This window comes from Amycolatopsis sp. NPDC039088 (genome assembly GCF_055598845.1).
Genome location: NZ_JBVKAE010000001.1, coordinates 315,447 through 327,619 on the forward strand (window position 1 = coordinate 315,447; position 12,173 = coordinate 327,619).

A 12,173-nucleotide genomic window follows, 5' to 3' on the forward strand; every position below is an offset into this window, starting at 1 on the left:
TCGGGTCTCGTGAGTGGTGACGACGGTTCCAACCGTTGTCACCACTCACGGCCGTCTCAACATGTCCTTCGGAAAGCTTCGCAGTGAAGGTGACTACACGTCTTGTAAGTTTGGTGCTCCACGTAGTTTCGGTGCCGCAGTAGTCTGAATATGCGATAGCACAGGTGTTCGAACGCGGGTATTGTTGGGGTTGTGTCCAGCGAAAACAGTCCTCAGGCGGTGCGCTCCGAGTGGTGGCGTGCCGATACTGCGACGCTGCATGCCCGTAAGCAGGAAATCGAGGTTCTGAAGCGGCAGTTGGAGGCGGAGCAGTACGCGATCCTCTCGGAAATCAATTCCCGCGGTGTTCGTGGATGCTCGGGTCATTCGACGCTGGCGGCGTTGATCTTCGAGGACTTTCAGGTCACGGACAAGGAAGCCGGAGTCCGTGCTGATCGGGTTCTGGCGTTGCATCCGGGGCCGTCTATCGGTGGAGACCCCCAGCCGCCGTTGGCGCCCTTGACCGCCGAAGCCGCCGCCGAGGGTGCGATCGGCGGCAGCCAGATCGACGCGATCATCCGCACCCTGGCCCGGATCCCCTCCACGGTCTCGGAAGAGGACGTGCGGGGCGGGGAGAAGATCCTCGTCGATCTGGCGCGCCGGGCGGGGCCTCGGCAGATCGCCCGCGCCGGACGTCGCCTGTTGGACAAGCTGGATCCTGACGGGAAAGAGCCACGGAGTGAGGACCCGAAAGACACCCGGCCGGAGTTGCGGTTCGTCAAACACCGTGACGGCACCCTCGGGCTCAAAGCCAGGCTCGACCTGGAGACCTATGCGCGGTTGAAGTCCGACCTCGACCCGATGGCCAAACCCCACAAAGCCATCGACGGAGTCCGCGACTCCCGCACCCAGGACGAACGCTACGGCGACGCCTTCACCGACTACGTGCGGCTGAAGACCACCAGCCGGAACCTCCCCGGCCAAGCCGGGGAAGCCACCCACATCCTGGTCACCATGTCGTATGAGGACCTGATCAACGACCTCGGCGAAGCGCATCTGGATCTGGTCGGGCCGATCAGCGCCACCGACGCCCGCATCCTCGCCTGCGACGCCCGCGTCCGGCCCGGTGTTTTGGGTACCGCGGGCGAACCCTTGGACATCGGCCGATCCAAACGCACCGTCTCGCTGGCGCAGAAGTACGCGCTGACCATCCGCGACGGAGGTTGTGCCTTCCCCGGCTGCGACATGCCCGTACCCCGCTGCACGGCCCATCACATCGTCTTCTGGCGGCACCACGGCGAAACGAAGATCGACAATCTCGTACTCCTCTGCACCAAGCATCACCGGTTGATCCACCACAGCGAATGGAAAGTCCAAATCGCCCAAGACGGACTCCCCGAGTTCACCCCACCCGCCTACCTCGACCCGACAGGCGAACCGAGGCGCAACACCATGCACCTCAGAACATAGACCGACGCACCGAACGCGAGATCCACCACGGGCTCTATCGAGAGGTAAGCCCAATGCGGCGTGTCCGTGAAGGCCTCCTTCCCTACCCTCAAAGCAGGGAAGGAGGCCTTCACCGACTTTCCTGACTTGAGGCTGCGGGTCAGGGTGGTCCCGTTGGTCGTGAGTGGCGATTCGGGTTCTATTGAGAAGTAAGGCAAATGTGTCGTGTTCGTGGCGTGGGGCCGTGGGTGGCGCCGCCCGCCTTCACGGCACGGGCTCGGCGACGGTACGCGTGACGTCCGCTCAAGTACGCGAAAGTACCGACCCGGTACACACTCCGGGCACGTCGATCGGAAGCAACATCCCTTCCGGACAGCCGAGCCGCCAGCCCGCCACCCGCGAGACAGAGACTTGACAACGCCACCCCTCAGGAACCCGAATCGCCACTCACGACCCGGCCGTCCAGAGCCAACACCGTCACGAGCCGCTCCGGCTCTCGGCCTCCTGCCGCAGCTTCGTGACAACCGCCGTCGACTTGCCCGTGACGGCCGCCGCCAACGGACGCTCGAGCCCCGGAAGCCGAGCCACCCGGAGGAAGACCCGTCGCGCCTGGAGCAGCAACCGATTCGCGGGCAGGAACCAGCGCGCGCCCCGGCGGGCGACCTGTTGCTTTTCGGTCACCACCGGCCGGACCAGCTTTTCGTACTCCGCGAAAGCGGTCTCGATCGAGTGTGTCCGCGTGAGCCGGTCGGCGAGGACGAACGCACCCGCGATTCCCAGCGAAGCGCCCTGCCCAGCGAGCAGCGAGACGGCGTAGCAGCTGTCGCCGACGAGAACGACCCGGCCGCGGCTCCACGACGGCATCTCGATTTGCGCGACCTGGTCGTAGTACACCTCCCCGGAAGGCGGGCAGCGTTCGAGTGCTTTCGGCACCGCCCAGCCGAGTGAGCCGTACGTCGTGCGTAAGGCCTCTCGTGTGTCACCAGGCAGCGCCGGATCCGTCGCGCGGTGCACGGCGAAGGCCGCGAGCCTGCCGTCGCGGAGACCGTAGAAGCCCATCTGCATCCCGATGGTGTCGGTGAGACAGAACCGCTCCCCCACCTCCGCGCGGATCTCCTCGTCTTCGAAGACGAACGCCGCCGTGTGAAACCCGAGATAGCGCATGAACCGTTCCTCGTCGCCGAAGACCAGCCGTCGCACGGTCGAATGGATCCCGTCGGCACCGACCAGCAGATCGGCTTCGAGCACCTCACCGTCCACCAGCTTGATCCGTACCCGGTCGCCGAGGTCTTCCACGCCCGCGACCCCCGCACCGAACCGGACGTCCACTGTGGACGGCAGCCCGGTCCGCAGTACCCGCTCCAGATCGGGCCGCATGATGCTGCACAGGCGGCCTCGCACCGACTTGGCGAACTGGACGTAGTCGATCGCCGCCCGCCGACGGCCACGGTCGTCCAGCAAGGTCGCTTCGTCCACCCGGTATGCCACGTCTTCGATCTGGGGAAGCAACCCCATTTCCTCGACCGCGTCGAATCCCGGGCCGAAGAAGTCGATCATGTAGCCCTGTTCCCTCGGCCCCGCGGCTCGTTCCAGCACGACCACCTCGGCGCCCCGCGTCGCGAGCCGGTGCGCCAGCGCCAGGCCGGTGATCCCGGCACCGCAGATCGCCACCTTCATCGGGGTTCCTCCCTTTCGGTTCAGCGGACCAGCCGGCGCAGGACGGTCGCGACGGCCCCCGGGTCGGACTCCGGTTCGAGCGCGCGGTGCAGCAGCAGGCCGTCCACCGTGGCGAACAGCACCGCGGCCGTACCGTCGGCGTCCGCCACTCCGCGTTCCGCCAGCCAGCCGCCGAACTTCGTCCGCAGTCCGGCGAGCACGTCCCGGATCCCCTGCCGCAGGGTCTCGTCACGGGTGGCGGCCAGATAGGCCTCGGTGAACAGCAGCGACATCGGATCCGTGCCGGTGTACCCGCCGATCGACGCCAGCACGGCGTCCACCGCGGCTTCGGGGGTTTCGGCGGTTTCCAGCACCGGCCCGAAGGCTCCGGCGACCTCGCGCATCGCCCGCAGCACGGCCTCGATCAACAAGGCCTGGAGTGAAGGGAAGTGGTAGTGCACGACGCTCGGCGTGACACCCGCGCGCTCGGCCAGGATCCGGGTACTGACCGCGGACCAGCCGCGTTCGGGCACCAGCGCGACCGCGGCTTCCAGTAACCGCCGCCGTACCAGCTGACCGCGCACCGCGGCCGGGGAATCCGCCACCGTCACCTCCTAGGGCGTTCGTCCTGTACGACTGCCCTGATCGTACGTCCGGATTCGCCAGCGCCGCAAACGTGGTGGTCAGCGAGGTCGTCAACGCCCGATCACCCGGACGAATGAACAAAACCGGCGATGATCACCTGTCCGCAGGAAGATCGGACTGCTTTCCGCCCTCGCCGTCGGCGCCGCCGTACTGGCACCCGCCGCACCGGCGAACGCCGCCGAGACGACGGTGACCGGGGACTTCGATTGCGGGATCGCCACCTGCAGCTACGTCTTCAGCAAGCAGGCGACGAACACCATCGCGAGGGACGGTCTCGCCGCGGCCGGACTGTGCGGCGCGATTCCCACGCCGGGCAACGGTGCGTGCGCGGCGGCGTTCGCGGTCATCGTCGTGACCGCCAAGGTCGCCAAAGGCAAGGGCGAATGCGTGAAGCTGAACGTCGCCAAGGTCGCGCCGTACCCGTCGTGGACCTCGGTCGACGGAAGTTCGCGGTGCCGCTGACCGCCCGGCAAAAATGACCTCGTTCCACGTCGGGACCACCGCCAGGCTTGCTCCTCCGGATCCGCTTTTGGAGGACACATGATCTCGAAGCCTCGCGTCGCGTTGGGGATGCTCGTGCTGGCCGCACTGGCCGGCGGGCTGATCGCTCTGCTGGTCTCGCTCGACGCGGGTGCCTTCTGGGTCAAGACCCTGCCGATCGCCTTGATGGTCGGCGGGGCGACCTTCGCCCAGTCACTCGGACTCTTCACCAAGGCGCCGAAAGAGTAGGCAACCTCCCGGTCCCGCCACGCGTTCTCCAGGGACCGGGAGGTGGTGGCCATGGAGATCGTCGTCGCGAACGAACTGGACGTCCGCGCCGTGGTGCTGACCCTGCGGGCCAAGGGGTCGGCGCTCACTTTTCGCCTGTTCCCCATGGTGCACCTCGGCACTCAGGCCTACTTCGACGCGGTCCGGCGGCAGGCGAACGCGTGCGATGTGGTGGTGGCCGAAGGGGTCGGTGAGGCGAAATCGGCGTCCCGGCTGACCGCGAGCTACCGCCTCGCGGCACAGAGCAAGCGCCTCGGCCTGGTGGTGCAGGACCTGAAGGCCGACACCTTCACCGCGCCGACCATCCGCCCGGACCTCGACGGCCCGGATTTCGCCGACGGTTGGCGCCGTGTCCCGCTCGGCGACCGGCTGGCGATGTCCCTCCTCGCCCCGGCGCTGGGCGTGTTCCTGCGCGGCTTCGGCACCCGCGCGATGCTGGCGCGGTTCCTGACCGTCGACGACGAGGACGATTCTTGGACCGAATCCGCCGAGATGATGCCCGAATTCGACGATCTGATCAGCGGCAGCCGCGACAAACTCCTCGTGGACGCGCTGGCCAGGCTGCACGAGCAGCGGCATCACGAACCGGGGACGATCGGCGTGGTCTACGGCGCCGAGCACATGCGCGCGGTCGTCCGCGAACTCCGTGCCCGGTTCGGTTACGTGGTGCGGGACGCGGAATACCTGACCGTGTTCAGTCTCTGAGCGATCGTCCTTTCCGGACAGTTCCTAGACGCGCTGCGGGGCGAAGGTCCGGCGGTAGTCCTGCGGGGAGACACCGACGACCTTGTGGAAATGGTGCCGCAGCAAGGCACCCGAGCCGAACCCGCACCGGCGCGCGATCTCGTCGATGCCCATCCTGGTCTCCTCCAGCAGCGTCCTCGCGTGCGACACGCGCTGCGCCGAAAGCCATCGGTGCGGCGTGGTGCCCGTCTCGGCGACGAACTTGCGGGCGAAGGTGCGCTCGGACATCTGGGCGCGGCGCGCGAGATCGGCGACGGGATGTTCCCGATCGATGGTGTCGAGCATCCAGGTGAGCACCGGCTGGAGGCTGTCGCTGGTGCATTCCGGGATCGGCATCTCGACGAACTGGCGCTGTCCGCCCTCGCGCTGCGGCGGCACCACCATGCGACGGGCGATCACGGTGGCCGCGGCCGATCCCAGTTCGCGCCGGACCAGGTGCAGGCAGGCGTCGATGCCGGCGGCGGTCCCCGCGCTGGTGATGATGTCGCCGTCGTCGACGAAGAGGACGTCCGGGTCGAGGTGGGCCTGCGGGAACCGCTTCCGGAACTCGGCGCTGCGGCGCCAGTGGTTCGTGCACCGCCTGCCGTCGAGCAGGCCCGCGGCGCCGAGGACGAAAGCGCCGGTGCAGACCGAAAGCAGGGTGGCTCCCCGTGCCGAAACCGCGCGGAGTGCTTCGAGCACCGCGGCCGGGTACTCGTCGCGCACGTCGCAGGCGGGGACGACGATGAGGTCCGCGTCTTCGGTCGCTTCGAGGCCGAATTCCGGCGTCACCTTGACGCCGTGGCCGAGGCTCAGTGGCTCTCCTGCCCGCTCCCCGCACACGCGGAAGTCGAGCAGTGGCACTCCGTCATCGGAGCGGTCTTCGCCGAACACCTCGCAGACGACGCCGAACTCGAAGGGGGCGAAATCGTCCATCAGCACCACGGTGACGCTCTGCATCATGCGACGAAGCATAGCTGGCAGGATTTTGACGCACAACGACAGAACAGCCACTGTTGGCAGGATGTCGGGCGGCGCAAACTTACTGCCATGACCGCAATCATCGTCACCTTCGCCCTCATCGCCCTCGTCACCTACCTGCTTCAGCGCAACCACGTGCGGCAGGGACGCCCGGATGCCGCCGGCGGCGACCCGGTCGGCCGCCCCTTCTGGCGAGGTGGCGCCACCGTCTGAGCGCACGGTGTCACGAGCGACACGTTCGCTGCCGGGGCCGGTACCGGACCCCCATCCGCCGAGGTCGGGCCACATTCACGGGTCTAAACCTCTTCGCCCGCATTTTCTGCCGGTTACCAGTTTTCTGGTTAGGGTGCAGTGGTGCAAACGGGTTAACTCGGGCGGAAGGAGAACGCGCCGTCAGTGGCGCGTGGCTGAACATGAGTTCGCAGGACGGTAAGCAAGCGGAAGAAGAGGTCGTCGCGGACACCGCGACAGACCTCGCACACGCACCGGATACGACAGGTCCGGGGCACCCGCCCGATGAGCACGTCCCCCTCGATCTCGCCGCCGACCGACCCGCCTCGACCGACCGCACCGTTTTCGGGGTGGCGGCGGCGCTCGCGCTCGCGATCATCCTTTGGGGCGTGCTCGCGCCGGAGAACCTCGCGAAAGTCGCGTCGACCCTCCTCAACGACGCCGTGATCCCTTACGGCGGTTGGGCTTTCGTTCTCACCGCGAGCGGTTTCGTGCTCTTCGCGGTCTGTCTGGCCATAAGCCGCTACGGCCGGATCCCCCTCGGCGGGGACAAGGAACTTCCCGAATTCCGGACGTCGTCGTGGATCGCGATGATGTTCAGCGCCGGGATGGGCATCGGCCTGATGTTCTTCGGCGTGTACGAGCCGGTCTCCCACCTCGCGAGCCCGCCACCGGGCACCGCGGCCCCGAATTCCGACGAGGCCGTCCACACCGCGATGGCCACGACACTGTTCCACTGGACCGTGCACCCGTGGGCGATCTACGCCGTCGTCGGCCTCGCGATCGCCTACAGCACCTTCCGGAAGGGCCGCACCCAGCTGATCAGTTCGGTGTTCGCCCCGCTGATCGGCAAGCGGCGCACCGAAGGCCCGCTGGGCAAGGCGATCGACATCATGGCGATCTTCGCCACGCTGTTCGGTTCGGCCGCCTCCCTCGGTCTCGGCGCGCTCCAGGTCGGCGGCGGTCTCGGTGCCGTCGGCTGGATCGACAACCCCGGCAAGGGCCTGCTGGTCGCGATCATCGCGATCCTCACCATCGCGTTCATCGCTTCGGCGGTGTCCGGGGTGGCCAAGGGGATCCAATGGCTGTCCAACATCAACATGGTGCTCGCCGCGGTGCTCGCGGTGTTCGTGCTGGTGGTCGGGCCGACCGTGCTGATCCTCAACATCGTGCCCGGCGCCATCGGCGACTACTTCCGCGAACTGGCGGAGATGTCCGGCCGGACCGGGATGACCGGCGGCAACGAGATGCAGACCTGGCTCGGTGGCTGGACGGTCTTCTACTGGGCGTGGTGGATCTCGTGGACGCCCTTCGTCGGCATGTTCATCGCGCGGATCTCCCGCGGCCGCACCATCCGCCAGTTCATCTTCGGCGTCATCGCGATCCCGAGCGTGGTGAGCCTGATCTGGTTCGCGATCTTCGGCGGCGCGGCGATCAGCAGGCAGCGGGCCGGTACGGACATCGCGGGCGCGGGCAGTGCCCAGTCTGCGACGTTCGAACTACTCGAGACACTGCCGTGGTTCATCCCGATCGCGATACTGGTGATGATCCTGGTGTCCATCTTCTTCGTCTCCGGTGCGGACGCGGCGTCGGTGGTGATGGGCACCTTGTCCCAGCGCGGAAGCGTGCATCCGAAGAAGAACGTCGTCATCTTCTGGGGTGTGCTGATGGGCGCCGTCGCGGCGGTGATGCTGCTGGTCGGCGGGGACAAGGCGCTGACCGGTCTGCAGAATCTCACCATCCTGATCGCGGTGCCGTTCGTGTTCGTGATGGTCGGGTTGTGCGTGTCGGTCTGGAAGGATCTGCGCAACGACCCGCTGATGAAGCAGGAAGACGCGATGATGGTGTCGCTGAAGGAACTCCACGAGGAACGCACCAACGGCCACGCCCGCCGTCGCCTCCTCGGACGCTCGAAACAGCGCTCCTGAGCTCGTAAGTACATGAAGGCCCCCATCCTGTACCTAGGCGCGAGGATGGGGGCCTTCATGTACTTCAGGCACGGCCGATGGCGACGAAAGCGCACAACGCGAGATAGCCGAGATCCAGCAGCGCGATCATGGGTTCGCGACGGCGCACCCGTAGGACGATCGCCCCGGCCATGACCAGCGCCAGCCCGAGTGCGGCCAGCGGCACCAATTCCGGCGCGATGTCGAGCAAGGCAGGGAGGACCAGGCCGACCGCGCCCAGGATCTCGACCATCCCGATCGCCTTCACCGTGCCGGGGCCGAAATCCAGCACCCAGCTCGCACCGGAGGCCACTCCGGCGACCGTTTCCCTTGTCAGGAACAGTTTCCCGACGCCGGACACGAGATACATGACGGCCAGCAGACCGGCGACGATCCACAGTGCGGTGTCCATCAATGCCCCGCGAACTGGCCCGGCGTGTAGTCGCCCGCCGGCTGCCGGGTGATGACGTTCAGCCGGTTGAAGGTGTTGATGAGCGCGATCTGCATCGTCAGTGCCAGGAGCTGTTCGTCGTCGTAGTGCTTGGCCGCGGCCTCCCACGCCTCGTCGCTGACACCGGCGCTGTCGGCGATGCGGCAGCCCGCCTCGGTGAGTTCCAGCGCGGCGCGCTCGGCCTCGGTGAAGACCGTCGCTTCACGCCAGCACGCGATCAGGTTCAGCCTGACGGCCGTCTCCCCCGCCGCCGCGGCGTCCTTGGTGTGCATGTCCAGGCAGCCGGCGCACCCGTTGATCTGGCTGGCCCGGATGTTCACCAATTCCTTTGTCGCAGCGGGGAGTTCGCTGCCTTCGATAACCTTTGCCGCCGCCACGAGATGCTTCACGAGCTTCGGCGCGAGAGCGGTCTTGAAGACTTCCAGCCTTGCCTGCATGGGATTTCTCCTTCTTCTCGTCGGTGTTCACTTACTTCGACGAGGAGGGCTCCCAAGAGGTAACACCCATGGCCTCGAGGCGACGTGGATCACTCACGGAGTCGATCTCGACGATGCGGCCGTCGACGACCGTGCAGGCCATCACGCCGAGCAGTTTGCCGGTCTTGCTCCACGACACGACACCCGGCTTGCCACCGACCAGCGCGGCACGCGTGGTGACGGCGGCGCGCGCCCCGCGCTGCACGCGCGTGGCCACCTCGGCCGCGCCCAGCCGCACGACCTCGCCGTGCCGCGTCTGCGAACGCCAGGTCACGTCGGGGTCGAGCAGCTCGACCAGTCCCTTGAAGTCCCCTTCGCGCGCGGCCGCGAGGAACGCGTCGACCACGGCACGCTGCGACGATTCGTCGGCCGGACGCCGTCCCTGCACCTTCCGGCGCGCGCGGCTGGCGAGCATCTTGGCGGCGTCCGGGGATTTGCCGAGGATTTCGCCGACCTCGGCGAACGGGACGGCGAACAGATCGTGCAGTACGAACGCCAGCCGCTCGGCGGGGCCGAGGGTGTCGAGCACCACGAGCAACGCCACCCCGACCGACTCGGCGAGCATCGCGTCTTCTTCCGGCGAGTCCTCGAACACAAGCAGCTCGGGCGGCTCGTCGTAGGAATCCTCGGGGCGGGTCTTGCGGGAGCGCAGGACGTCGATGCAGACCCGTCCGACGACGGTGGTCAGCCAGCCGGAGAGGTTGTCGATCGTGTCGGTGTCCTGCCGGGCCAGCCGCAGCCAGGCCTCCTGGACGGCGTCCTCGGCGTCTGTGCGCGAGCCGAGCATCCGGTGTGCCACCGCCACCAGTCGCCCGCGCTGTTCCTCGAATGCGCTGGCCAGGGCCTCGCCGGTCATGTCGTTACCTTTCTCGCGCCTGATCCGTCATGGACATGACGAGCGCGACGCGAGAAAGGTAACCGATGGAGCCCTCCTGAATCCGGCTCAGACGTCCCGGATCGGCGTCTTCACGACCTTCTTCATGCCGGGGTTCTTCGTCTCCGGCCTCTTCTGCGGCTCGGGCTCGACGGTCGAGCCGCCGATGCCGGACTCGATCGCCGCCGTCACGATCAGGTTCCGCTCGTCGGAGGAGACGACCTCGCGGTCGAGCAGTTCCTTCGTCACCGCGCTGACGTAGGCCACGAACTGGTCGTTCGACGAGTAGTCCGACTCGTCGTCGAGCACGTCGTTGATCGTGCAGCCGTTGCCCGTGTCACGGTTCTCGACCTGGCTGTCCGCCGAGCCGAGGATCACGGTGTCCCGCAGGTCGGAGTCCGGGCACGCGTCCGGACCCGGCGGCGCGGCGACGATGGTGAACGCGCCGCCCTGTTCCGCCGAGACGTTGCCCGCCTTGTCCGACGCGCGGTAGGTCAGCGTGTGCGTGCCGAGCGCGGTCACCTTGACCGGCGCCGTGTAGACCGTCCAGGCCCCGCCGTCCAGTTTGTACTCGATCTTGTCCACACCGGACCCGGTGTCGGTCGCGGTCAGGTTGATGGTCGCGTCCTCGATGTAGGACCAGCTTCCGTCGAGATCACCGCTCACCACCACGGAAACGACCGGCGCGGTGCTGTCGTCGCCTTCGACGATGGTGAACGTCGCCGTGCCTTCCGGCGAGACGTTGCCCGCCTTGTCCGTCGCCCGGTAGTTCACCGTATGCGCGCCGGCCACGGTCAACGCGAGCGGCGCCGAGTACGTCATCCAGGCGGCACCGTCCAATTTGTACTCGACCTTGCCGACACCCGAACCCGCGTCGGTGGCCGCGAGGGTCACGGTCGCCTTGCCGACGTAGTTGCCCGCGGCGTCCTTGGTGCCCGTCACCTCGGACGTCACCGTCGGCGCGGTCGTGTCACTGCTGACGACGGTGAAGTGCGCCATGCCCTCCGGTGAGACATTGCCCGCCTTGTCCGAGGCACGGTAGGAGACCATGTGCATCCCCGGCGCGGACACCGCGACCGGTGCCGTGTACGCCGTCCACGCGCCTTCGTCCACTTTGTACTCGACCTTGTCGACGCCGGACCCGGCGTCGGTCGCGGTGAGCTTCACGGTGGCCGTGTCGAGGTAGTTCCCCGAAGCGTCCTTGGTTCCCGTCACCTCGGCGGTCACCGTCGGCGGTGTCGTGTCCCCTGGCTGGCCGGTGACGACGCTGAACGACGCCATCCCCTCCGGGGAAACGTTGCCGGCCTTGTCCGAAGCGCGATAGTGGACCATGTGCGAGCCCACGCTGTTGACCACCACGGGCGCCGTGTACGCGGTCCAAGCGCCGCCGTCGAGCTGGTACTCGACCTTGTCCACACCGGACTGACTGTCGGTGGCGGCCAGGTTCACCGTCGCCGACCCGACGTAGTTCCCGGCGGTGTCCTTGGTGCCGGTGACGTTCGCGGTGACCGTCGGCGGGGTGGTGTCGGAGCCGCCGCCGTCGGTGACGACGAACTCACCGACCATCTTGCTGTGCCCCTGGATCGTGCAGTAGTACCGGTACTTGCCCGGCGTCAGCGTCACCGTCGCCTGGTGCTCGCCGTTCTGCTCGTCGTAGGGGTTGGCGAGGATGTTGAGGTTGACGTCGTGGTTGTAGCCGGGCGTCGACGTGTCGAACGTCAGCGTGTGCGACATCGTCGAGCCGAGGGCTTCGGTGTTCTTGAACAGGATCGTGGTCTCGCCCGCCACCGCGGTGGCGGGCGCGCTGAGATAGTGGTCGGTGCTGTCGCCCGCCGTCCATTCCAGGGTCTGGACGGGTGCGGCGACGGCGGGTGCGGACGAGCCGGGTAACACCAGGCCCATGATCGCGAGCGCCGCGGCGAGCAAGGCCACGACGAGGGTTCTTGGGGACATCGCAGGGAAACCTTCCGTACAGGGAGACCGGCCGGGCGCGA

General features: G+C 67.4%; 13 protein-coding genes. 6 read left to right on the forward strand and 7 right to left on the reverse strand.

Annotation, left to right across the window (positions count from 1 at the left end):
• The first annotated feature begins 192 nt into the window (after nucleotides 1–192).
• On the forward strand, nucleotides 193–1,449 hold the full coding sequence (locus ACZ7KI_RS01275) for an HNH endonuclease signature motif containing protein (RefSeq protein WP_470271254.1): 1,257 nt from the start codon (nucleotides 193–195) through the stop codon (nucleotides 1,447–1,449).
• 456 nt (nucleotides 1,450–1,905) lie between these two features.
• On the opposite strand, the gene ACZ7KI_RS01280 is transcribed toward ACZ7KI_RS01275, so the two are convergent.
• Together ACZ7KI_RS01280 and ACZ7KI_RS01285 are read right to left on the reverse strand one after the other, a co-directional pair.
• Nucleotides 1,906–3,105 (reverse strand): FAD-dependent oxidoreductase, encoded by a 1,200-nt coding sequence (locus tag ACZ7KI_RS01280; RefSeq protein WP_470271255.1) that lies wholly within the window; start codon nucleotides 3,103–3,105, stop codon nucleotides 1,906–1,908.
• A 20-nt stretch (nucleotides 3,106–3,125) separates the two neighbouring features.
• Nucleotides 3,126–3,689 (reverse strand): TetR/AcrR family transcriptional regulator, encoded by a 564-nt coding sequence (locus ACZ7KI_RS01285; RefSeq protein ID WP_470271256.1) that lies wholly within the window; start codon nucleotides 3,687–3,689, stop codon nucleotides 3,126–3,128.
• A gap of 229 nt (nucleotides 3,690–3,918) precedes the next feature.
• On the opposite strand from ACZ7KI_RS01285, the gene ACZ7KI_RS01290 reads away from it, so the two are divergent.
• The 3 genes from ACZ7KI_RS01290 to ACZ7KI_RS01300 all read left to right on the forward strand — a co-directional run bounded on the left by ACZ7KI_RS01290 (nucleotide 3,919) and on the right by ACZ7KI_RS01300 (nucleotide 5,202).
• Complete coding sequence (locus ACZ7KI_RS01290; protein ID WP_470271257.1) at nucleotides 3,919–4,191, forward strand: hypothetical protein; 273 nt, start codon at nucleotides 3,919–3,921, stop codon at nucleotides 4,189–4,191.
• Between the two features lie 78 nt (nucleotides 4,192–4,269).
• Nucleotides 4,270–4,458 (forward strand): hypothetical protein, encoded by a 189-nt coding sequence (locus tag ACZ7KI_RS01295; protein WP_465502932.1) that lies wholly within the window; start codon nucleotides 4,270–4,272, stop codon nucleotides 4,456–4,458.
• A gap of 51 nt (nucleotides 4,459–4,509) precedes the next feature.
• Nucleotides 4,510–5,202, forward strand: coding sequence for a hypothetical protein (locus ACZ7KI_RS01300; RefSeq protein ID WP_470271258.1), 693 nt, complete (start codon nucleotides 4,510–4,512; stop codon nucleotides 5,200–5,202).
• A 24-nt stretch (nucleotides 5,203–5,226) separates the two neighbouring features.
• On the opposite strand, the gene ACZ7KI_RS01305 is transcribed toward ACZ7KI_RS01300, so the two are convergent.
• Entirely contained in the window at nucleotides 5,227–6,183 is a 957-nt protein-coding gene (locus ACZ7KI_RS01305) for a GlxA family transcriptional regulator (protein WP_470271259.1), read from the reverse strand.
• Between the two features lie 87 nt (nucleotides 6,184–6,270).
• On the opposite strand from ACZ7KI_RS01305, the gene ACZ7KI_RS01310 reads away from it, so the two are divergent.
• A complete protein-coding gene (locus ACZ7KI_RS01310) occupies nucleotides 6,271–6,414 on the forward strand; it encodes a hypothetical protein (protein ID WP_470271260.1) in 144 nt (47 codons plus the stop codon).
• 200 nt (nucleotides 6,415–6,614) lie between these two features.
• A complete protein-coding gene (locus ACZ7KI_RS01315; RefSeq protein ID WP_470271261.1) occupies nucleotides 6,615–8,360 on the forward strand; it encodes a BCCT family transporter in 1,746 nt (581 codons plus the stop codon).
• A gap of 64 nt (nucleotides 8,361–8,424) precedes the next feature.
• Here the strand turns inward: ACZ7KI_RS01315 and ACZ7KI_RS01320 are convergent, their stop codons facing one another.
• The 4 genes from ACZ7KI_RS01320 to ACZ7KI_RS01335 form a co-directional block, all read right to left on the reverse strand.
• The gene (locus ACZ7KI_RS01320; protein ID WP_470271262.1) at nucleotides 8,425–8,790 is read right to left on the reverse strand and encodes a DoxX family protein; all 366 of its coding nucleotides are present in this window, start codon (nucleotides 8,788–8,790) and stop codon (nucleotides 8,425–8,427) included.
• Nucleotides 8,790–9,266 carry a carboxymuconolactone decarboxylase family protein gene (locus ACZ7KI_RS01325; protein WP_470271263.1) on the reverse strand — a complete coding sequence of 159 codons (477 nt, stop codon included), beginning with the start codon at nucleotides 9,264–9,266 and terminating at the stop codon, nucleotides 8,790–8,792. The genes ACZ7KI_RS01320 and ACZ7KI_RS01325 overlap by 1 nt, the downstream gene beginning before the upstream one ends.
• Before the next feature lie 31 nt (nucleotides 9,267–9,297).
• Nucleotides 9,298–10,161, reverse strand: coding sequence for a sigma-70 family RNA polymerase sigma factor (locus ACZ7KI_RS01330; RefSeq protein WP_470271264.1), 864 nt, complete (start codon nucleotides 10,159–10,161; stop codon nucleotides 9,298–9,300).
• Between the two features lie 87 nt (nucleotides 10,162–10,248).
• Nucleotides 10,249–12,132 (reverse strand): cupredoxin domain-containing protein, encoded by a 1,884-nt coding sequence (locus tag ACZ7KI_RS01335; RefSeq protein ID WP_470271265.1) that lies wholly within the window; start codon nucleotides 12,130–12,132, stop codon nucleotides 10,249–10,251.
• Nucleotides 12,133–12,173: the final 41 nt, after the last annotated feature.

Coding starts and splice junctions, on each gene's coding strand:
- ACZ7KI_RS01280 (WP_470271255.1), bottom strand. CDS start 3,105: ATGAAGGTGGCGATCTGCGGTGCCGGGATCACCGGCCTGGCGCTGGCG.
- ACZ7KI_RS01295 (WP_465502932.1), top strand. CDS start 4,270: ATGATCTCGAAGCCTCGCGTCGCGTTGGGGATGCTCGTGCTGGCCGCA.
- ACZ7KI_RS01300 (WP_470271258.1), top strand. CDS start 4,510: ATGGAGATCGTCGTCGCGAACGAACTGGACGTCCGCGCCGTGGTGCTG.
- ACZ7KI_RS01305 (WP_470271259.1), bottom strand. CDS start 6,183: ATGATGCAGAGCGTCACCGTGGTGCTGATGGACGATTTCGCCCCCTTC.
- ACZ7KI_RS01310 (WP_470271260.1), top strand. CDS start 6,271: ATGACCGCAATCATCGTCACCTTCGCCCTCATCGCCCTCGTCACCTAC.
- ACZ7KI_RS01315 (WP_470271261.1), top strand. CDS start 6,615: ATGAGTTCGCAGGACGGTAAGCAAGCGGAAGAAGAGGTCGTCGCGGAC.
- ACZ7KI_RS01320 (WP_470271262.1), bottom strand. CDS start 8,790: ATGGACACCGCACTGTGGATCGTCGCCGGTCTGCTGGCCGTCATGTAT.
- ACZ7KI_RS01325 (WP_470271263.1), bottom strand. CDS start 9,266: ATGCAGGCAAGGCTGGAAGTCTTCAAGACCGCTCTCGCGCCGAAGCTC.
- ACZ7KI_RS01330 (WP_470271264.1), bottom strand. CDS start 10,161: ATGACCGGCGAGGCCCTGGCCAGCGCATTCGAGGAACAGCGCGGGCGA.
- ACZ7KI_RS01335 (WP_470271265.1), bottom strand. CDS start 12,132: ATGTCCCCAAGAACCCTCGTCGTGGCCTTGCTCGCCGCGGCGCTCGCG.